General features: G+C 69.3%; 20 protein-coding genes and 1 pseudogene. 15 read left to right on the forward strand and 6 right to left on the reverse strand.

Annotation, left to right across the window (positions count from 1 at the left end):
• Positions 1–8: 8 nt before the first annotated feature.
• The 10 genes from ACSQ89_RS02185 to ACSQ89_RS02230 all read left to right on the forward strand — a co-directional run bounded on the left by ACSQ89_RS02185 (position 9) and on the right by ACSQ89_RS02230 (position 8,067).
• On the forward strand, positions 9–713 hold the full coding sequence (locus ACSQ89_RS02185; protein ID WP_436295017.1) for a DUF4197 domain-containing protein: 705 nt from the start codon (positions 9–11) through the stop codon (positions 711–713).
• Positions 713–1,243 carry a hypothetical protein gene (locus tag ACSQ89_RS02190; protein WP_436295018.1) on the forward strand — a complete coding sequence of 177 codons (531 nt, stop codon included), beginning with the start codon at positions 713–715 and terminating at the stop codon, positions 1,241–1,243. Before ACSQ89_RS02185 ends, ACSQ89_RS02190 begins: the two co-directional genes overlap by 1 nt.
• The gene (locus ACSQ89_RS02195) at positions 1,240–2,499 is read left to right on the forward strand and encodes an MFS transporter (RefSeq protein ID WP_436295019.1); all 1,260 of its coding nucleotides are present in this window, start codon (positions 1,240–1,242) and stop codon (positions 2,497–2,499) included. Before ACSQ89_RS02190 ends, ACSQ89_RS02195 begins: the two co-directional genes overlap by 4 nt.
• Complete coding sequence (locus ACSQ89_RS02200) at positions 2,496–2,951, forward strand: PTS sugar transporter subunit IIA (RefSeq protein ID WP_093104787.1); 456 nt, start codon at positions 2,496–2,498, stop codon at positions 2,949–2,951. The genes ACSQ89_RS02195 and ACSQ89_RS02200 overlap by 4 nt, the downstream gene beginning before the upstream one ends.
• Entirely contained in the window at positions 2,920–3,189 is a 270-nt protein-coding gene (locus tag ACSQ89_RS02205) for an HPr family phosphocarrier protein (protein WP_093104790.1), read from the forward strand. Before ACSQ89_RS02200 ends, ACSQ89_RS02205 begins: the two co-directional genes overlap by 32 nt.
• Positions 3,186–4,994: a phosphoenolpyruvate--protein phosphotransferase gene (ptsP, locus tag ACSQ89_RS02210; RefSeq protein ID WP_093104793.1), complete on the forward strand. Its 1,809-nt coding sequence runs from the start codon at positions 3,186–3,188 to the stop codon at positions 4,992–4,994. The genes ACSQ89_RS02205 and ptsP overlap by 4 nt, the downstream gene beginning before the upstream one ends.
• Positions 4,995–5,096: 102 nt before the next feature.
• A complete protein-coding gene (locus tag ACSQ89_RS02215; protein WP_093104796.1) occupies positions 5,097–5,558 on the forward strand; it encodes a Spy/CpxP family protein refolding chaperone in 462 nt (153 codons plus the stop codon).
• Positions 5,551–6,021, forward strand: coding sequence for a DUF4260 domain-containing protein (locus tag ACSQ89_RS02220; RefSeq protein ID WP_436295020.1), 471 nt, complete (start codon positions 5,551–5,553; stop codon positions 6,019–6,021). The genes ACSQ89_RS02215 and ACSQ89_RS02220 overlap by 8 nt, the downstream gene beginning before the upstream one ends.
• Before the next feature lie 67 nt (positions 6,022–6,088).
• Complete coding sequence (locus tag ACSQ89_RS02225; protein ID WP_093105423.1) at positions 6,089–6,775, forward strand: response regulator transcription factor; 687 nt, start codon at positions 6,089–6,091, stop codon at positions 6,773–6,775.
• Positions 6,772–8,067, forward strand: coding sequence for a HAMP domain-containing sensor histidine kinase (locus tag ACSQ89_RS02230; RefSeq protein ID WP_244503815.1), 1,296 nt, complete (start codon positions 6,772–6,774; stop codon positions 8,065–8,067). Before ACSQ89_RS02225 ends, ACSQ89_RS02230 begins: the two co-directional genes overlap by 4 nt.
• On the opposite strand, the gene ACSQ89_RS02235 is transcribed toward ACSQ89_RS02230, so the two are convergent.
• Complete coding sequence (locus ACSQ89_RS02235; protein WP_436295021.1) at positions 8,042–8,344, reverse strand: helix-turn-helix transcriptional regulator; 303 nt, start codon at positions 8,342–8,344, stop codon at positions 8,042–8,044. The two genes, ACSQ89_RS02230 and ACSQ89_RS02235, sit on opposite strands and share 26 nt — an antisense overlap.
• Here ACSQ89_RS02235 and ACSQ89_RS02240 point away from each other — a divergent pair.
• A pseudogene (locus ACSQ89_RS02240) lies at positions 8,339–8,500 on the forward strand (aldehyde dehydrogenase family protein); the annotation flags it as partial. The gene ACSQ89_RS02235 and the pseudogene ACSQ89_RS02240 sit on opposite strands and share 6 nt — an antisense overlap.
• A gap of 88 nt (positions 8,501–8,588) precedes the next feature.
• Positions 8,589–9,632, forward strand: a complete 1,044-nt coding sequence (locus ACSQ89_RS02245; protein ID WP_436295022.1) for an NADP-dependent oxidoreductase — start codon at positions 8,589–8,591, stop codon at positions 9,630–9,632.
• A gap of 88 nt (positions 9,633–9,720) precedes the next feature.
• Here the strand turns inward: ACSQ89_RS02245 and ACSQ89_RS02250 are convergent, their stop codons facing one another.
• The 3 genes from ACSQ89_RS02250 to ACSQ89_RS02260 all read right to left on the reverse strand — a co-directional run bounded on the left by ACSQ89_RS02250 (position 9,721) and on the right by ACSQ89_RS02260 (position 12,087).
• Positions 9,721–10,566 carry a DMT family transporter gene (locus ACSQ89_RS02250; RefSeq protein WP_436295023.1) on the reverse strand — a complete coding sequence of 282 codons (846 nt, stop codon included), beginning with the start codon at positions 10,564–10,566 and terminating at the stop codon, positions 9,721–9,723.
• Positions 10,567–10,630: 64 nt separating this feature from the next.
• Positions 10,631–11,329 (reverse strand): helix-turn-helix domain-containing protein, encoded by a 699-nt coding sequence (locus ACSQ89_RS02255; RefSeq protein ID WP_436295024.1) that lies wholly within the window; start codon positions 11,327–11,329, stop codon positions 10,631–10,633.
• Positions 11,330–11,355: 26 nt separating this feature from the next.
• Entirely contained in the window at positions 11,356–12,087 is a 732-nt protein-coding gene (locus ACSQ89_RS02260) for a GntR family transcriptional regulator (RefSeq protein WP_093104825.1), read from the reverse strand.
• A gap of 94 nt (positions 12,088–12,181) precedes the next feature.
• Here ACSQ89_RS02260 and pcaB point away from each other — a divergent pair, with 94 nt between their 5' ends.
• The 3 genes from pcaB to ACSQ89_RS02275 are packed head-to-tail and all read left to right on the forward strand — an operon-like array spanning position 12,182 to position 16,001.
• Positions 12,182–13,558, forward strand: a complete 1,377-nt coding sequence (pcaB, locus tag ACSQ89_RS02265) for a 3-carboxy-cis,cis-muconate cycloisomerase (RefSeq protein ID WP_093104828.1) — start codon at positions 12,182–12,184, stop codon at positions 13,556–13,558.
• Between the two features lie 44 nt (positions 13,559–13,602).
• Positions 13,603–14,580 carry a tripartite tricarboxylate transporter substrate binding protein BugD gene (locus tag ACSQ89_RS02270; protein ID WP_436295025.1) on the forward strand — a complete coding sequence of 326 codons (978 nt, stop codon included), beginning with the start codon at positions 13,603–13,605 and terminating at the stop codon, positions 14,578–14,580.
• A gap of 5 nt (positions 14,581–14,585) precedes the next feature.
• On the forward strand, positions 14,586–16,001 hold the full coding sequence (locus tag ACSQ89_RS02275; protein WP_436295026.1) for a class II fumarate hydratase: 1,416 nt from the start codon (positions 14,586–14,588) through the stop codon (positions 15,999–16,001).
• On the opposite strand, the gene ACSQ89_RS02280 is transcribed toward ACSQ89_RS02275, so the two are convergent.
• Both ACSQ89_RS02280 and ACSQ89_RS02285 read right to left on the reverse strand, forming a co-directional pair.
• A complete protein-coding gene (locus tag ACSQ89_RS02280) occupies positions 15,988–17,109 on the reverse strand; it encodes an SLC13 family permease (RefSeq protein WP_436295027.1) in 1,122 nt (373 codons plus the stop codon). The two genes, ACSQ89_RS02275 and ACSQ89_RS02280, sit on opposite strands and share 14 nt — an antisense overlap.
• Positions 17,087–18,613, reverse strand: coding sequence for an AMP-binding protein (locus tag ACSQ89_RS02285; RefSeq protein ID WP_436295074.1), 1,527 nt, complete (start codon positions 18,611–18,613; stop codon positions 17,087–17,089). Before ACSQ89_RS02285 ends, ACSQ89_RS02280 begins: the two co-directional genes overlap by 23 nt.
• Positions 18,614–18,641 lie beyond the last annotated feature (28 nt).

The raw sequence follows: 18,641 nt of genomic DNA on the forward strand, positions 1-18,641 counted from the left end.
AACGATGGATGGACCGCCGACATTTTAGTTCCGCCTTCCTGGCCGCGCCCGCCGCCCTGGCATTGCTGGCCATGCGGCACGCTCATGCGCTGACGATCGACGATCTCAGCGCCGGCGACGCCTCGAAGGGGCTCAAGGCCGCGCTCGAGAAGGGCGCCACCGCGGCGGTCAGTCTGTTGGGGCGGCAGGACGGCTTTCTGGGCAATCCCAAGGTCCGCATTCCGCTGCCCGGCTACCTCGAAGACGCGGCCAAGATGCTGCGCGTGGTGGGCCAGGGCGGCCGCATCGACGAACTCGTGACCGCGATGAACCGCGCTGCCGAGCAGTCGGTTCCGGCCGCCAAGGACCTGCTGGTGAATGCGGTGCGCACCATGAGCGTGGCCGACGCCAAGGGCATCCTGGTCGGCGGCGACACCTCGGTCACCCAGTTCTTCGCCAACAAGACCCGCGCGCCGCTCACGGAGAAATTTCTGCCCGTCGTGACCTACGCCACGGTCAAGGTCAAGTTGGCCGAGAAATACAACCACATCGCCGGCAAGGCGGCCGGCTACGGCCTGGTGAAAAAGGAAGACGCCAACATCCAGCGCTACGTGACCGGCAAATCGCTCGACGGGCTCTACCTCATGATCGGCGAGGAAGAACGCAAGATCCGCCAGGACCCGGTCGGCAGCGGCAGCGCCATTCTCCAGAAGGTGTTCGGCGCATTGCGTTGATGCTCTTTTCGTTCCGTCCCCGATTCGCGGCGCTCGCCCTGGCCGCTGCCGCCCTCGGCGCCTGCAGCCCGGTCTTCAATTGGCGCGAAGTCCCGATCGGGGACGACGGCTTGATCGCGCTCCTGCCTTGCAAGGCCGACCGCGCGACGCGCATGCTGCCGCTCGGCGCCGAGCTGATCAGCGTCGACGTGACCGGTTGCGAGGCCGGCGGCGCCACATTCGCCGTCGCGCATGCCGCGGCCAGCGATGCGGCGCAGGCCGAGTCCTGGATGCACGCCTGGCGTGCGGCAACGCGCACGCAGCTGGCCGGTGCCCCGATGGCCGAGGCGCCGGCCGTGCTGCCCCGGGCCACCGACTCGCCCGGGCCCATGCGGCTCGAAACCCAGGCCGGCGCCAGCGCGCCGACCCACGTGCTCTGGTTCGCCCAGCAGCGCGCCGGAAAGATGGCGCTCTACCAGGCGACCGTGCTCGGCAAGCCTTCTTCGCCCGAGGCGCGCGCCATCTTTTTCGAGGGATTGCGTCTTCCGTGAGCGGCGTTCTTGCAGGCCGCGGCCGGATCGCCGCGGTCTTCCTGGCCTTTGCTTTCGCCTACTTTCTCTCGGCGCTGGTGCGTGCCATCACCGCCACGCTGTCGCCCACGCTGACGGCGGACTTCGAGCTCCATTCGCGCGACCTCGGCTTGCTCGCGGGGGGCTATTTCCTCGGCTTCGCGTTCACGCAACTGCCGATGGGCAACTGGCTCGATCGCCACGGCCCCAAGCGCGTGATCCTCTGCTTCCTGGCGGTGGCGGTCGCTGGCTGCCTGCTGTTTTCGGTGGCGACGCAGTTCTGGCTGCTGCTGGCGGCGCGCGTGCTCACCGGCGTAGGCGTCAGCGCCTGCCTCATGGCGCCGTTGACCGGCTACCGCCGCTGGTTCGACCCGGCGCTGCAGCTGCGCAGCAACTCCTGGATGCTCATGATCGGCTCGCTCGGCCTGGTCGCCGCCACGCTGCCGGTGCAATGGCTGATGCCGCTGGTGGGCTGGCGGCCGCTTTTCTGGCTGCTCGCGGCCGGCGTGCTGGTTTCGATGCTGGTGATCGCCTGGGCGGCGCCGACCTGGGACAACGCCGCCCACGCCGCGAACGTTCAGGAAGTTGCGACGCCTCGCCAGGACGCCGGCTACGCCGCCGTGTGGCGCGATCCCTTTTTCCGCAAGCTCATGCCGATCGGTTTCTTCAATTACGGCGGCTTCGTCGCCATGCTGACGCTCTGGGTCGTCCCGTGGCTCACGCGTGTCGCCGGCTATGCGTCGGCCCAGGCCGCGGATGCACTGTTCTGGATCAGCATCGCGATGCTCGTCACCTACTGGCTCTGGGGTGCCGCCAACCCGTGGCTGGTGCGCCGCGGCATCGCCGCTGCCCGGCTGATCGGCTGGGGCCTGCCGCTCGCCATGGCGGCCCTGGCCGCCATTCTGGTGCTCGGCCCCGCGGCGGGCACCGTGGCCTGGGCGATCTTCCTCTGCAGCTCGACCGTCGTGGCGCTGGCCCAGCCCGCGGTCGCGATGGCACTGCCCGCCTCGCTGGCGGGGCGCGCCCTCTCGGCGTACAACCTGGTGGTGTTTCTCGGCGTTTTCGTGGTTCAGTGGGGCGTCGGCCTCTTGGTCGACCTGTTCGGTCGCGCCGGCCTCGACACCGTGGGCGCCTTCCGTGGCGCGCTGGGCCTGTTTCTGGGATGCTGTCTGTTGTCTTATTTCTACTTCCTGTGGGCGCCCCCGCATAATCGACGGACTGCCCTCCGACCCGCATGAACAGCATCTTCATCATCGCCCACTCGCCGCTCGCCCAGGCGCTGCGGCAGTGCGCGCTGCATGTGTTCCCCGACAGCGAGGCCTCGGTCGTCGCGCTCGACGTGCTGCCCAATGTGTCGCCGGACGAAACCCTGGCGGCGGCGCGCATCACGCTGGCCCAGCTGCAGCGCACGCCGCGCTCGCAGGTGCTGGTGCTGGCCGACGTGTTCGGCGCCACGCCCTGCAACGTGGCGCAGAAGCTGGTCGACGGCGTACGCTCGCGCCTCGTGGCTGGCGTCAACCTGCCGATGCTGCTGCGCGCGGTGAGCTACCGCAACGAGCCGCTCGAAACCCTGGTGCAGCGCGCGCTCACCGGCGGCACCGCGGGCGTGATGCAGGTGGCGGTGGCGGCACCCCAGAATCAGGCAAGAAGAAAGCACAGTGACGAAGACATCCGTGACCATCAGCAATAAGCTGGGGCTGCATGCGCGCGCCTCGGCCAAACTCACCAAGCTCGCCGGCAGCTATCCGTGCGAGGTCTGGCTCTCGCGCGGCGACCGCCGCGTCAATGCCAAGAGCATCATGGGCGTGATGATGCTGGCCGCGGGCATCGGCGTGACGGTCGATATCGAAACCAACGGGGAACGGGAACAGGAGGCGCTGGACGCCATCGTTGCCCTTATGAACGACAAATTCGGAGAAGGCGAATGACCTTTGCCGTCCATGGGCTGCCGGTCGCCCGTGGCATTGCGATCGGACGTGCCGTGCTCGTGGTCTCGAGCCGCATCGATGTGGCTCACTACTTCATCAAGCCCGAGCAGATCGACACCGAGATCGACCGCGTGCGCACGGCGCGCAACGCGGTGGCCGAGGAACTGCAGAAGCTGCAAGCCAGCGTCGCGCTGATGGGGCCGAACGACGCGCCGCACGAACTCGCGGCGCTGCTCGAAGTGCACCAGATGCTGCTGCAGGACGAGGTGCTGACCGGCGGCGTCAAGCACTGGATCGTCGAGCGCCTCTACAACGCCGAATGGGCGCTCACCACGCAGCTCGAGGTGATCGCGCGCCAGTTCGACGAAATGGAGGACGAGTACCTGCGCGAGCGCAAGGCCGACCTCGAGCAGGTGGTCGAACGCCTGCTGCACCGCATGAAAGGCACGGCCGCCGTGCTGGCCCCGACCCCGCCGCGGCGCAAGCGCAGGGCCGAGGACGACGACGCCGATCCGACCGCCAACGACGCCATCGACGCGCCGCTGGTGCTGATCGCGCACGACCTCTCGCCGGCCGACATGCTGCAGTTCAAGAAGAGCGTGTTCGCCGGCTTCGTAACCGATGTCGGCGGCCGCACCTCGCACACCGCGATCGTCGCGCGCAGCATGGACATCCCGGCCGTGGTCGGCGCGCGCAGCGCGAGCCAGCTGGTTCGGCAGGACGACTGGGTCATCATCGATGGCGACGGCGGCGTGGTGATCGTCGACCCCTCACCGATCATCCTGGCCGAGTACGGCTTCAAGCAGCGCCAGAACGACCTCGAGCGCGGGCGGCTTTCGCGCCTGCGCCACAAGCCGGCCGTCACGCTGGACGGCCAGCGCGTCGACCTGCTGGCCAACATCGAGATGCCCGAGGACACCATCGGCGCGGTCAAGGCCGGTGCGGTCGGCGTCGGCCTGTTCCGCAGCGAGTTCCTGTTCATGGGCCGCGAAGCGCAACGCCTCACGCGCCTGCCCGACGAGGAAGAGCAGTACCAGGCCTACAAGCGCGCGGTCGAGGGCATGCAAGGCATGCCGGTCACGATCCGCACCATCGACGTCGGCGCCGACAAGCCGCTCGACGGCAAGTCGGTGCGCGACGACGGGCATCTGAACCCGGCACTGGGCCTGCGCGCGATCCGCTGGAGCCTGGCCGATCCGGCCATGTTCCTCACGCAGCTGCGCGCCATCCTGCGCGCCGCCGCCCACGGCGAGATCCATCTGCTGATCCCCATGCTCGCGCATGCGAGCGAGATTCGCCAGACGCTCTCGCTGATCGACTTCGCGCGTGCCGAGTTGGACAACCGCGGCGTGGTGCACGGCAACGTGAAGCTCGGCGCGATGATCGAGATCCCGGCCGCGGCGCTCACGCTCAAGACCTTCCTGAAGTACTTCGACTTCCTGTCGATCGGCACCAACGACCTGATCCAGTACACGCTGGCCATCGACCGCGCCGACGAGTCGGTGGCGCACCTCTACGACCCGGCCCATCCCGCGGTGCTGCGCCTGGTGGCCGAGACCATCGCCGAGTGCCGGCGCCAGGGCAAGGGCGTGAGCGTGTGCGGCGAAATGGCGGGCGACGTCATGTTCACGCGGCTCCTGCTGGGCATGGGGTTGCGCAGCTTCTCGATGCACCCCTCGCAGATCCTGGCCGTCAAGCAGGAGGTGCTGCGCGCCGACACGAGCAAGCTCGAAGCCTGGGCGCAGCAGGTGCTCGAGGCCGAAGAGCCGGCCGCCGCGCTCACGCCGGCCGCTGCGCCGCAATAAAACGAAACACGGCGAAACCGCCGCGAAAGGACTTCGCGGCGCCTGAATCGCACCATCGAGTCTTCCTGATCGACGTCCGATCAGTTCTCAAGGAAGACTCTCATGAAACCCTGGTTCAAACGTTCACTTTTCGGTTTCGCCGGTGCGGCACTCGTCGCGGGCAGCCTGGTCGGCTGCGGTCATCGCCATGGCTGGAGCGGCGCTTCCGAGCAGGACCGCGCCGAGTTCCGCGCCAGGATGGTCGAGCGCGTGGGCAGCAAGCTCGATCTCGATGCCGCGCAGAAGCAGAAGCTCACGGTGCTGACCGAGAAGCTGCAGGCCCAGCGTGCCGCGCTGCGCGGCGGCGGCGATCCGCGCGCCGAGTTCCGCGCCCTGTTCGCCGGTGCCAAGCTCGACCAGGAGCGAGCGAAGAAGCTGGTGGAAGACAAGACCGCCGCCATCCAGGTCGGCAGCCCCGAGGTGATCGCGGCCGCGGCCGACTTCTTCGACAACCTGAACCCGGCACAGCAGCAGAAGGTGCGCGAGTTCATGGAGCGCCGCGGTCGCTGGGGGCGCCATGGCTGAAGCATCTGCGCCGCGTTTCGTCGCACCGCGGGCGTCGGGCGCGCCCTGGGCCCGGCAAGCCCCGATCGAAGGCTCGTCGTCCGGCGCCACGCTGGGCGGCGTGCGCATCGTGCTGCGCCTCGAAGGCCTCGTTGTGCTCGCGGCAGCCGTGGCCGCCTACATGCACCTGGGCGCGGGCTGGGGCGCCTTCGCGATGCTGTTCCTGCTGCCCGATCTGTCCTTCCTCGGCTACCTCGGCGGTCCGCGCGTGGGCGCCATCGCCTACAACGCTGCGCACTCGTACATCGGGCCGGTCGCGCTGCTGGTGCTGGGCTTCGTCGGCGACGTGCCTGCCGCACTGGCCCTCGGGCTGATCTGGTGCGCACACATCGGCCTCGACCATGCGCTCGGTTATGGGCTCAAGTACGGCAACGAGTTCGGTGCCACGCACCTTGGCCGCATCGGGCGCGCCGACCCATGGTGAGCACGGCGATCCGATGCCGGCGGGCCTGATCCCGAGCTATGTGTTCGCCGGTATGCACAATCGCGGAATGCCCCGCATCCTGCTGATCGACGACGACGAGCACCTCGCCGCGCCGCTGGCCAGTTACTTCGCGCGCTTCGACTGCGCGCTCGAGAGCGTCACGCGCCCGAGCGAAGGCCTCGCGAAGCTGCGCGCCGGCCACTACGACGCCGCCATCCTCGACGTGATGCTGCCCGAGATGGACGGCTTCGCGCTGTGCCGCGAGATCCGCAAGGAGAGCGACATCCCTATCGTGATGCTGACCGCGCGCGGCGACGTGATGGACCGCGTGGTGGGCCTCGAGCTCGGCGCCGACGACTATCTGCCCAAGCCCTTCGAGCCGCGCGAGCTGGTGGCGCGCGTGCAGACCATCCTGCGCCGCCAGCGCGCGCCGGCGCCGGCCGCGGCCACGCAGCGTCGCGTGTTCGAGGGTTTGTCCATCGACCTCGACAAGCGCGAGGTGCTGCGCCAGGGCGAGCGCGTGGAACTGACGGGCACCGAGTTCGAACTGCTGGCGCTGCTGGCCGACCAGCCCGGCAAGGTCTGGAGCCGCGACGACATCCTCAACCGCCTGCGCGGCCACGAGGCCGAGCTCTACACGCGCGCGGTCGACATCGTCGTGAGCCGGTTGCGCAAGAAGCTGGAGCCGCTGGACTGCATCAAGACCCTGCGCAACGCGGGCTACACGCTCGCTGTCGGCAAGGGCCCGCCGTGAGGCGCAAGCACGGCACGCCGCGCCAGTGGGGCCATCGGTGGCGCCATTCGCTGCGGCTGCGGCTGATCACGGTGTTCGTGCTGCTCGCGATGGCGATGGCGGCCGTGTTCCTGAGCGGCATGCAGCGTGCGTTCTCCAGCGGCTGGCGCGAGGCGGCCCAGCCGCTGGTCGCCGACTACATGGACCGGCTGGTGGCCGAGCTCGGCACGCCGCCCGATGTCGCGCGCGCCGAGGCGATGGTCGTGCGGCTGCCGATCTCGATCCGCATCGAAGGCCCCAAGGTCAACTGGGATTCGCATCCCCAGCGCCGCTGGCGCGGCTTCGGCCCGCGCAGCGGCGACTGGCTCACGCGCAGCACCGCCGACGGCCACCGCGTGAGCTTCGGCCTCGGCACCCTGCCGTGGCAGCGCGAGCCGCACGGCATCGGCTGGATCACGCTGGCGCTGCTGCTGGGCCTGATCGTGCTCGCCTACGTCTATGTGCGCCGGCTGCTGCGGCCGCTCGACGACATCCGCGCCGGCGCCGAGCGCTTCGGCCGCGGCGCCTTCGACCAGCCGATCCCGCTGCGCCGGCGCGACGAGCTGGGCGACCTGGCGCAGCGCATCAACACCATGGCGCACGACATCCAGGCCATGCTCGATGCCAAGCGCGCGCTGCTGCTGGCGCTGAGCCACGAGCTGCGCTCGCCGCTGACGCGCGCCCGGCTCAACGCCGAGCTGCTGCCGGCCACGCCCGAAGGCGAGACCGAACGCGCCGCGCTCTTGCGCGACCTGGCCGAGATGCGCGACCTGATCAGCGACCTGCTCGAAAGCGAGCGCCTGGCCAGCCCGCATGCGGCGCTGCAGCGCGAGCCGGTGGACTTGGCGGCGCTGGTGCGCGAGGTGGCGGGCGAACACCCGGAAGGCGAGCGCGTCGTGCTCGACCTGGCCTCCAAGCTGCCGACACTGGCGCTGGACCGCCTGCGCATCCGTCTGCTGGTGCGCAACCTGCTCGACAACGCGCTGCGCTACGGCGCCGAAGCCGCCGAGCCGCCGCACATCGCGCTGCGCGCGGCGGGGCAGGGCGGCATCGAACTGGAAGTGCGCGATTTCGGGCCCGGCGTCGAGCCCGCGCAGCTCGAGCGCCTGACCGAGCCCTTCTACCGCACCGACAGCGCACGCCAGCGCGCGACCGGCGGCGTCGGCCTCGGCATGTACCTGTGCCGGCTGGTGGCCGAAGCGCATGGCGGCACGCTCCGCGTGCGCAACGCGCAGCCGGGCCTCGCGGTCAGCGTCGTGCTGCCTGGCGCCTGAACTCGCTCGGGCTGCCGCCAGTGTGTTCGCGGAACACGCGGCTGAAATGCGAGAGGTTGGAAAAGCCCGAGGCCAGTGCGATGTCGGTGATCGGCCGTGCCGCATTCGCCGGATCCACCAGGTCGCGGATGCAGCAGGCCAGGCGCTGGTGGAGGATGTAGCCGGCCAGCGTGTCCTCGTCGCCGGCAAAGGCGTTGTGCAGATGGCGCTTGCTGCAGCGCAGCGCCTGCGCAATGCCGTCGATGGACAAAGAAGGATCGCGCAGATGCTGCGCCATGTAAACGGCCCCACGGTGCACGACGAGGCGCAGATGCCCTTCGGCGGCGTCAAGGCCTCGGGCTACGGGCGCTTCGGCGGCAAGGCCGGCGTGGAGGCTTTCACCGAGCTGCGCTGGCTCACGGTGCAGACCACGCCGCGGCATTACCCGTTCTAGGCTACGCGTCGTGTCGCTTGCGCTACCGGCTTGCGCGGGGGGCGGGGCTACGATGCGCTCCCGCAGACAAGCAGCAGGAGACACGCCCATGAGCAGCAGCACCCTCACCAACCACCAGGTCCGCCTCGCCAAGCGCCCCGAAGGCCAGGCCACGCGCGACAACTGGCAGTTCACGACCGAGCCGGTCGGCGAGCCGGCCGAAGGCGGCGTCCTCGTCAAGACCCTGTCGCTCTCGCTCGACCCGGCCATGCGCGGCTGGATGAACGAGGGCAAGAGCTACATCCCGCCGGTCGAGATCGGCGCCGTCATGCGCGCCGGCGGCATCGGCCGCGTGACGGCCTCGCGCAACCCGGCCTTCGCGGTCGGCGATACGGTCTACGGCACGCTCGGCGTGCAGGAATACATCCTGATTCCGCAGGAGGACATCAAGCGCAACGGGCTCACCAAGATCGACCTGCGTGCGGGTTCGATCACCCAGTGGCTCAACGTGCTCGGCATGCCGGGCATGACCGGTTACTTCGGCCTGATGGACATCGGCCAACCGAAGCCCGGCGAGACGGTCGTCGTCTCGGGCGCCGCTGGCGCGGTCGGCCAGACGGTGGGCCAGCTCGCGAAGATCAAGGGCTGCCGCGCGGTCGGCATCGCCGGTGGCCAGGAGAAGTGCGACTGGGTGGTGAAGGAGCTCGGCTTCGATGCCTGCATCGACTACAAGGCCGGCCCCTCGGCCGTGCGCGACGGCCTGAAGGCCCATTGCCCCAAGGGCATCGATATCTACTTCGACAACGTCGGCGGCGAGATCCTCGACGCCGCGCTGGCGCGGCTCGCGCGCGGCGCGCGCATCATCATCTGCGGCGCGATCAGCCAGTACAACAACGCCAACAGCGCACCCGCGCAGGGCCCGAAGAACTACCTGAGCCTGCTGGTGAACCGGGCGCGCATGCAGGGCATGGTGGTGTTCGACTATGCCGACCGCTACCACCTGGCCGTGGCCGAAATGGCGGTCTACCTGAAGGACGGGCGCATGAAGAGCCGCGAGGACGTGGTCGAAGGCATCGACACCTTCCCCGAGGCGCTGACGCGCCTGTTCACCGGACAGAACTTCGGCAAGCTGGTGCTCAAGGTCGCAGAGTAAATGGCCCCCACGCTCTGTCACTGCGTGTACTCGCTGCCCCCCGAGGGGGCCGCAGCCCGCCTTGGGTCGGCCCGGCGCCGGGCTGAGCTCAGCGGGCGCGCGACCCCATCACCGCCGCGGAGATGATCAAGGCCGCCGCGAGCGCGATGGTCCAGCTCAGTGGCCGCGCCGTGACCATCAGCAGGAGCGCCGTCGATGCCAGCGGCGTGATGTAGCTCAGGATGCCGATCTGGCGCACGTCGCCGCGCTTGAGCGCCATGTCCCAGAGGAAGAAGGCTGCGCCCAGCGGGCCGAGGCCGCACAGCGCGACCAGCAGCCAGTCGCGCGAAGTGAGCGCCGCGGCCGGCTCCAGCAGGGCGTGACACAAGAGCGAAAGCGCGCCCGACACCAGGCCGAAGAGCCCGATGGCCGCGGTCGGGAACGTGGGCACGCGCCGGGTCCACAGCGAATAGCTGGCCCAGATGAAGGCCGAGCCCAGGGCCGGCGCAAAGCCCCAGTAGGCGCTGCTGGCCGAGGCCGCGCCAGCGCCGCGCGTGCCGAGGATCGCGATGGCAGCGCCCGCGAAGCCCAGCAGGGCCGCGACCACATGCAGCGGCCGCAGCCACACGCCCGGCAGCAGCGCCGGCGCCAGCACGACCATGAAGAGCGGCCACAGGTAGTTGACCAGGTTGGCCTCGACCGGCGGCGCATAGCGCAGCGCGATGAAGAGCAGGAAGTGGAAGCCGAACAGCCCGTAGACGCCCAGCGCCAGCGTGCGCGGCGGGACTGTCCAGGCCCGGCGGTCGCGCAGCACGGCGGGCCAGCTCATCACGCTGCCGATCATCAGCGCGAGCCCGGTCAGGAGGAAGGGCGGCAGGTGCGAGAGCGAAGTGCCCAGCGAGGCGAGCGTGCCCCAGAGGGCGATGGCGGCGAGTGCGTACAGCGTGGCGGACATGCGCCCGAGCTTAAGCGGCAGGCTCGTCGCGCAACGACGGTCCGTCGTCGAGGGACAACGGTCTTCAGTTCCTCCGCAGGGCGGCGGTAAGCGCCGAAGGCGAGCGGTAGCCCGTGCGCCGCGCGGTCTCCGCGACGCTCATGCCGCCGCTGCGCAGTTGCCGCGCCTGCAGCAGTCGCTGGCTTCGCAGCCATTGCATCGCAGCCATGCCCTGCTCATCGCGGCAGCGCTGGGCGAACTGGCTGGGGCTCAGGCACGCGACCGCCGCGAGATCGGCGACGCTCAGAGGCCGATGCCAGCGCGCCTGCGCCCATGCGGCCAATGCCGGCCAGTCGATGGCGCGCCTGCGGCCGTTCGGCACCACGGGCCCCCAGGCCTCCAGCAGCAGCGCCGGCGCATGGTGCAGCGCGGCCGCGGGCGGCGAAGCCTGCGTCACGCACAGCGCCAGGTAGCGCGCCAGGGAGAGCAGCTGCGGTGTCATCGGCGAGCGTCCCGCGCACTGCGCCCACAGGTCCTGCGTGGTGTCGAGCACGAGACATCGGCTGCCCGTGCGCGACTCGAAGTCGTGGCGATCGCCCGGCGTCACCACCCAGCCTTCGCCCGCGCCGATGCGTCGGCCGCGTCCCTCCACCTCCAGGTCCAGCACGCCATCGAGTCCCACCAGCACCTGGAAGTGCTCGTGCGCATGGCTGCCGCGCGAGGCGCCGTAGCGCCGCAGCGAAAGACCGTGCGGAGGCGACGAGGACGTGCTGTTGAACTGCATGGACGGGGCGCCGATTGTCCTCCCGTTCAGCCGGCCGAGCGCTGCAGCCGCATGGTGAGCGAGAAGCGATCCGCGGGGTGGACGGTGACCGTGACGTCGATCGTTTCGCCGCCGGCATCGAGGTAGCGGCGCACGATCTGCAGGGCCGCCGAGCCGGTTTCCACGCCCAACTGCCGCGCCATCGCCGCGGGCACTTCCAGCGCCTGCAGCTGCTGCACGATCTCGACCACGCGCCGGCCGTACTGCTGCTCGATCAAGGTGCTGACCAGCGTCTCCGGCGAATCGCGAACCCGCTCCACCAGGTCGGTGTAGGCCGGGTCCATGTACAGGTCGGTCCAGCAGATCGGCAGCTCGGGCTGCTCTTCGTCCATCCGCAGGCTGGAGATGCGCAGCCACGCCGTTCCTTCCGCGCAGCCGAGCAGGCGCGCCAAGGCGCCCTTGGCCTCGACCGTCTCGACCTCGCGTACCACCCGCACGTGCGTCGCTCCGAACTGCACCACGTCCTCGACCGAGGCCAGCGACTGCTGGAAGCCGACCTGCGGCGTTGCCGACTCCACGCGCGTGCCGACGTTCTTGCGGCGCGACACCAGGCCCAGTTGCTGCAGTTCCTGCAACGCGGCGCGCACCGTGTGCCGGCTGGTCTTGTAGTGGTCGCGCAGCTCCAGTTCGGTCGGCAGCAGCGTGCCTACGGGGTAGTGGCCCGAAGTGATGCCTTCCTTGAGGTGTCGCGCGATATCGGAGAAGCGGGGCTTGTTCATCGTGGGCGTGATTCTGAGGCTCAGGGTTAACACCGAGTTGTGATTATGTTCGGACATATTAAAGTTAAATATGTCCGAACATATGAAGGTCCACATGTCCTCTTCATCCATGCCGATGGCCAGCACCGTCGTCGATTCGATCCTGTTCCGCGACGCCTTCGGCACCGCGAAGATGCGCTCGCTCTTCTCCGACCGCGCATTGATCCAGCGCTACATCGATGCCGAGGTCGCGCTCGCGAAGGCCGAGGCACGCGTCGGCGTGATCCCGCAGGAGGCGGCCGAAACGATCGCGCGCGAATCCACCATCGAGCGCATCGACTTCGACCACATGCGCGAGGAGACCGACATCGTCGGCTACCCGATCCTGCCGCTGGTGCATCAACTGGTGGCAATGTGCGGCGAGGCCGGCCGCTATGTGCACTGGGGCGCGACCACGCAGGACATCATGGACACCGCGGTGGCGCTGCAGGTGCGCGATGCGCTCGACAGCATCGACGCCGACATTCGCGAATTGCGCGCCATCCTGGCCGGGCTCGCGAAGAAGCACCGCGACACGCCGATGGCCGGCCGCACCCACCTGCAGCAGGCCCTGCCTGTGACCTTCGGCTACAAGGTCGCGATCTGGCTCGCGATGTTCGATCGCCACCAGCAGCGCCTGGCCGAGTTGCGCCCGCGCGTCGCGCTGGTCGAGTTCGCCGGCGCCGCGGGCACGCTGGCCTCGCTCGGTGACAAGGGTTTCGAAGTCCAGCAGGCGATGGCCGAAGAGCTCGGCCTGGGCGTGCCGGCCACCACCTGGCATGTGGCACGCGACGGCTTCGCCGAGGCGGTGAACCTGCTGGCGCTCGTGACCGGCTCGCTCGGCAAGATCGCGCTCGACATCATGATCATGGCCTCGACCGAGTTCGCCGAGGTCTACGAGCCCTTCGTCAAGGGACGCGGCGCCAGCAGCACGATGCCGCAGAAGCGCAACCCGATCTCCAGCGAACTGATGCTGGCCGCATCGAAAGCGGTGCGGCAGCACGCCGGGCTGATGGTCGATGCGATGGTGCAGGACTTCGAGCGCGCCACCGGCCCATGGCATGCCGAGTGGATCGCGATTCCCGAGAGCTTCATCCTCACGGCGGGTGCGCTGCACCAGGCCAAGTTCGCGCTCGGCGGCCTGGTCGTCGATGCCGAACGCATGAAGCACAACCTCGGCATCAGCCGCGGCCTGATCGTGGCCGAGGCGGTGATGATGGGCCTGGCGCCCCACACCGGCCGCCAGCACGCGCATGACCTCGTCTACGACGCCTGCCGCACGGTGAACGAGAAGGGCGGCACGCTGGCCGAGGCGCTGGCCGCGCTGCCCGAAGTCACGAAGCACCTCGACCGCGCCGCGATCGACCGCCTGACCGACCCCGCCAACTACCTCGGCCTCGCGCCGCAGATGGTGGACCGCGCGCTTGCGCTGTCTGCGAAGGCGCAGCACTGAATTCTCCCGACCCCACCCTTCATTCCATTCCAGGAGACATGAGCATGCGTTTCATCAAGACTCTTCTGTGCGCGCTCGCGGCCGCCGCCGCCGTGGGTGCCGCGCACGCCCAGGCCTACCCCGCCAAGCCGATCACGTGGATCGTGCCCTTTGCCGCGGGCGGCCCGACCGACGCGCTGGCGCGCAGCATCGCCGAGCGCGTGGCGCGCGAGGTCGGCCAGCCGATCGTGATCGACAACGCGCCCGGCGCAGGCGGCACCATCGGTGCAGCCAAGGCCGCGCGCGCCGCGCCCGACGGCTACACCATGCTGGTCGGCCACATGGGCTACATGGGCGCCGCGCCGGCGCTCTACAAGAAGTTGAACTACGACCCGGTGAAGGACTTCGAGCCCGTGTTCCGCTTTCCCGATACGCCGCTGGTGCTGATGGTGCGCAAGGAGCATCCGGCCAGGAACATCAAGGGGCTGATCGACTTTGGCAGGAAGAATCCTGACAAGCTCTTCATCAGCAATGCCGGCGTGGGTTCCAGCTCGCACCTGATCGCGGCGCTGGTCGCGAGCGCGGCCGGCGTCAAGGTCACGCTGGTGCCATACAAGGGCGCGGGCCCGGCATTGGTGGATGTGATCGGCGGCCAGGTCGACGGCATCTTCGACCAGACCAACACGGCGCTGCCGCAGATCACCGAGTCCAAGGTGCGTGCGCTCGCCGTCACCTCGAAGGTGCGCCTGCCGCAGTTGAAGGACGTGCCCACGCTGGCCGAGACCGTGCTGCCCGGCTTCGAGGCGTCGACCTGGTACGGCATCTACGCGCCCAAGGGAACGCCCAAGGCCGCGCTCGACAAGGTCCAGCAGGCCTATCTGAAGGTCATGACGGACAAGGCCTTCACCGACAAGATGAGCGCGCAGGCGATCCAGATGCTGCCGACCGAGCAGTACACCGGCGCCGCGCTGGGCAAGCACACCGAGGCGGAGGTGGCGCGCTGGAAAGCGGTCGCGGCCAAGACCAACATCTCGCTGGACTGAACCCCATGTCGGCCCTGCGGGTGGAGCACGATGCCTTCGGTCCGGTCGAGATTCCGGCCGACCGCTACTGGGGCGCGCAAACGCAGCGCGCACTGGGCGTCTTCGAGATCGGCGAGGAGCGCTTCCCCGCCTGCCTGATCCATGCCTTCGGCTTGCAGAAGATGGCCGCCGCGCGCGCCAACCTGCGCTGCGGCGCGCTCGACGCGGCGTTGGCGCAGAAGATCGTCGCCGCCGCCGAAGAGCTGCGCGTCGGCCGCTTCGACGATCACTTCCCGCTCACCGTCTGGCAAACAGGGTCGGGCACGCAAACCAACATGAACGCGAACGAGGTGATCGCGAACCGCGCCAACGAGTTGCTGGGCCAGCCGCTGGGCACACGCGCGCCGGTGCATCCCAACGACCACGTCAACGCATCGCAATCGTCCAACGACAGCTTCCCGACCGTGATGCACCTGGTGGCGCTGCTGGAACTCATGCATCGGTTGGGGCCCGCGTTGATGCTGTTGCGTCAACGGCTGGACGAGCGCGCAGCGGCCTTCGCCGACGTGCTGAAGATCGCGCGCACGCACCTGATGGATGCCGTGCCGATGACCATGGGGCAGGCCTTCGATGCCTTCGCCCGCCAGATCGGCCACGGAATCGACCGCATCGACGCCACGCTGCCGCGCCTGTGCCTGCTGGCGCAGGGCGGCACCGCGGCCGGCACCGGGCTCAATGCACCGCTGGGCTTCGATGCCGCCTTCTGCGAGGAGCTGAACGCGTTGACCGGCATGGCCTTTGCGCCCAATCCCAGCAAGTTCGAAGGCATGGCGGCGCACGACACGCTGGTCGAGGTCTCGGGCGCGCTCAACGTCGTCGCGGCTTCGCTGGTCAAGATCGCCAACGACATCCGCCTGCTCGGCTCGGGGCCGCGCTGCGGGCTGGGCGAACTCGTGATTCCGGACGACGGGCTGACCAGTTCGATCATGCCGGGCAAGCGCAATCCGACGATCGCTGAAGTGGTGGTGCAAGCGAGCCTGCAGGTGATGGGCAACCACGTCACCATCACGATGGCTGGCGCGTCGGGGAACTTCGAGCTCAACGTTGCCAAGCCGGTGCTGATCCACAACCTGCTGCAGTCGATCCGCGTGCTGGCCGACAGCGCCCGCGTGTTCTCCGAGCGTATGGTGAAGGACATCGAGGTGGACAGGCCGCGCCTTGCCGCCCATGTCGACCATGCGCTGCTGCTGGTCACCGCGCTCAATCCCGTGCTGGGTTACGACCGGGTCGCGCAGATCACGAAGACCGCGCTCGAACGGAACATCAGCCCGCGGGATGCGGCCGTCGCGCTGGGCTTCCTGAGCGCCGCGGACTACGACCGGCTGGTTGATCCGTCGGCGATGGCCGGGCTTCCAGGCAAGCCGGTGGCTAGCCGAGCCTGAGCAGCAGTGCCGAAGCGGCGCACACCAGCAGGAAGGGGATGCTGATGCGATGGAACTCGCGCAGTCCGTGCGGCACCTTGGCCAGGCGCAAGGCGATCAGGTTGGCCAGCGACCCCAGCACGCAGCCGAAGCCGCCGACGCTGACGCCGGCCGCCAGCGCCGGCAGGTCGTGCACGTAGTGCTCCAGCAGGATGGCCGCCGGCACGTTGCTGATGAACTGCGAGGCGAGGATCGCGGCGAGGTAGGCACGCCAGCCCTCGGCGATAGTCCATTGGCCGAGCAGCGATGCGACGGCGGGCAGCTCGGCCAGCTGGCGCAGGTCGACGAACATCAGCGCGATGATCGCGAGCAGCGCCCAGTCGACGCCGAGCAGCACGCGCGGGCGCAGCAGCAGGAAGGCACCGAACACCACAGCCAGCCCGGCCGTGAGCCAATGGCGATCGAGCGCGATCACGAAGCCGATGAAGAGCAGGGCAGACAACACAAGCAGCCGCGGCTGCATGGGCGCCGCGTCGCCGGCCGGCTTAAGTAGGATCGGCGCGCGCGGCACCAGGAAGCGGATGGCGAGGAAGAGCCAGAACAGCATCAGCGCCACGGTCGGCGCCATCATGCCCATGAAGCCGACGAAGCTCTCGCCCGAGCGATGCCAGAGAAAGAGGTTCTGCGGATTGCCGATCGGCGTGAGCGCGGAGCCCGCGTTGACGGCCAGCGCTTCCAGCACCACCAGCCGCGCCAGCGGCAGATGCGCCTGCGCCGCCAGCACGCGCGTGAGCGGCACCAGCAGGAACAGGCTCACGTCGTTGGTGACCAGCGCCGAGAGCAGCGCCGCGCTCGCGGTGAGCAGAAAGACCAGGCTTCGCAGCTCGGCGGTGCGCGACAGCAGCCGCGCGGCGGCGGCCTGCAGCATTCCGCTCTTCTCCACGCCCTGGGTGATGACCAGCAGGCCGGCCAGTGCGCCGATGGTCTGCCAGTCGATCAGCAGCAGGTAGTCCGCCGGCGCACGCGGCCGTGCGATCGCGAACCCGAAGGCGACCAGCGCCAGCACCCACAGCAGCGTGTTGCTGCCGCCGTGCACGGGCGCGGCTTCAGCGCGCGGCGTCGCGCTCACGCAGCTCGCGCTTGAGCACCTTGCCGATCGCGCTGCGCGGAAGCTCGTCGATGAGCTGCAGGCGCGCGAGGCGCTGGGTCTTGCCGAGCTGGGCATTGGCCCATTGCAGCAGCGCATCGGCGCCGGTGTCGTCGCCCGCGCGCCGCACCACGAAGGCCACCGGCGTCTCACCCCATTGCTCGGAGGGCACGCCGATCACCGCGACATCGGCCACCGCCGCATGGCCGCGCAACACCGCCTCGAGATCGCTCGGATAGATGTTGAAGCCGCCGCTGATGATCATGTCCTTCTTGCGATCGAAGAGCGTGAGAAAGCCTTCGTCGTCGAAGCGCCCGACATCGCCGGTGCGGATGAATCGCTTGCCCGCGGGGTCGAACCATTCGGCTTCGCGCGTCTTCTCCGGCTGGCGGTGGTAGCCGACCATCATGCCGGCCGAATGGCCCACCACTTCGCCGGCCTCGCCGGGTGCGACTTCACGGCCGCTTTCGTCGATCAACCGGATGTCGCTGCCCTCGGCCGGCTGGCCGACCGTGTGCAGCTTGTCCGGGTGCAGGTGCGCCTCGAGGATGCAGGTGCCGCCGCCCTCGGTCATGCCGTAGAACTCGATCAGGCCGCCGGGCCAGCGCTTCAGCACGTCGGCCTTCAGCGCCGCGTTGAAAGGCGCGCTGGTGCTGAACTTGAAGCGGAAGCTCGAGAGATCGTGCGCATCGAAGGCCGGATGCGCCATGAGGCGCTGGTACTGCACCGGCACCAGCATCGTGTGCGTCACGCGATGCTGCTCGGCCAGTTTCAGATAGCCGGCCGCGTCGAACTTCGGCATCAGGATCACGCAGCCGCCGTACGCGATGGTCGGAAAGAACACCACCAGCGTGGTGTTGGAGTAGAGCGGCGTCGACAGCAGCGTCACCGTGCCGCGCCCGTATTCGTACTTCGCGCCGCGCCGCACATGGGCCCAGCGCATGCCATGCCCCTGCACGATGCCCTTGGGCTCGCCGGTGGTGCCCGACGAATAGATGATGTTGAAGGGCCAGGCGGGCTCCGGCTCGACGGCCGCGGGCCGCTTACCGGACGGCGCGAGCCAGGCTTCGAGCGCGCACCCGGCCGCGCAGCCGTCGAGCGCGATGCGCGGGCCGCCTGCTGCTGCCGCATCGCCGATCACCTCGGCAGCGGCCGCATCGACGAACAGGATGCGCGCCTCGGCGTCCTCGATCATCCGCGCCAGGCTGGCGGGGGTGGAGCCCGGCGCCAGCGGCGCGACCGCGATGCCGGCGCGCAGGGCGCCCAGGAACACCGCCGCGTAGTTCACGCTCGACGCGGCACAGACCGCGATCGCATCGCCTGCGCGCAGGCCGTCGCGTTGAAGGCTGGCGGCAACGCGGTCCATCAGCGCGTCGAGCGCGCCGTAGTTGAGCGTGCGCGTGCCGTCGATCAGCGCGGCCCGTTCGGGCGATTCATGCGCATGAATCCGGATCAGCTCGGCGATCACGCCGAAGTCGCGGTTCATCGCCGCCTGGAAGTCGGTCATACGTGGT

The organism is Variovorax sp. LjRoot175, assembly GCF_964253805.1.
GTDB lineage: Bacteria > Pseudomonadota > Gammaproteobacteria > Burkholderiales > Burkholderiaceae_C > Variovorax.

Coding starts and splice junctions, on each gene's coding strand:
- ACSQ89_RS02185 (WP_436295017.1), top strand. CDS start 9: ATGGACCGCCGACATTTTAGTTCCGCCTTCCTGGCCGCGCCCGCCGCC.
- ACSQ89_RS02190 (WP_436295018.1), top strand. CDS start 713: ATGCTCTTTTCGTTCCGTCCCCGATTCGCGGCGCTCGCCCTGGCCGCT.
- ACSQ89_RS02200 (WP_093104787.1), top strand. CDS start 2,496: ATGAACAGCATCTTCATCATCGCCCACTCGCCGCTCGCCCAGGCGCTG.
- ptsP (WP_093104793.1), top strand. CDS start 3,186: ATGACCTTTGCCGTCCATGGGCTGCCGGTCGCCCGTGGCATTGCGATC.
- ACSQ89_RS02215 (WP_093104796.1), top strand. CDS start 5,097: ATGAAACCCTGGTTCAAACGTTCACTTTTCGGTTTCGCCGGTGCGGCA.
- ACSQ89_RS02220 (WP_436295020.1), top strand. CDS start 5,551: ATGGCTGAAGCATCTGCGCCGCGTTTCGTCGCACCGCGGGCGTCGGGC.
- ACSQ89_RS02225 (WP_093105423.1), top strand. CDS start 6,089: ATGCCCCGCATCCTGCTGATCGACGACGACGAGCACCTCGCCGCGCCG.
- ACSQ89_RS02235 (WP_436295021.1), bottom strand. CDS start 8,344: ATGGCGCAGCATCTGCGCGATCCTTCTTTGTCCATCGACGGCATTGCG.
- ACSQ89_RS02245 (WP_436295022.1), top strand. CDS start 8,589: ATGAGCAGCAGCACCCTCACCAACCACCAGGTCCGCCTCGCCAAGCGC.
- ACSQ89_RS02250 (WP_436295023.1), bottom strand. CDS start 10,566: ATGTCCGCCACGCTGTACGCACTCGCCGCCATCGCCCTCTGGGGCACG.
- ACSQ89_RS02255 (WP_436295024.1), bottom strand. CDS start 11,329: ATGCAGTTCAACAGCACGTCCTCGTCGCCTCCGCACGGTCTTTCGCTG.
- ACSQ89_RS02260 (WP_093104825.1), bottom strand. CDS start 12,087: ATGAACAAGCCCCGCTTCTCCGATATCGCGCGACACCTCAAGGAAGGC.
- pcaB (WP_093104828.1), top strand. CDS start 12,182: ATGTCCTCTTCATCCATGCCGATGGCCAGCACCGTCGTCGATTCGATC.
- ACSQ89_RS02270 (WP_436295025.1), top strand. CDS start 13,603: ATGCGTTTCATCAAGACTCTTCTGTGCGCGCTCGCGGCCGCCGCCGCC.
- ACSQ89_RS02275 (WP_436295026.1), top strand. CDS start 14,586: ATGTCGGCCCTGCGGGTGGAGCACGATGCCTTCGGTCCGGTCGAGATT.
- ACSQ89_RS02285 (WP_436295074.1), bottom strand. CDS start 18,613: ATGAACCGCGACTTCGGCGTGATCGCCGAGCTGATCCGGATTCATGCG.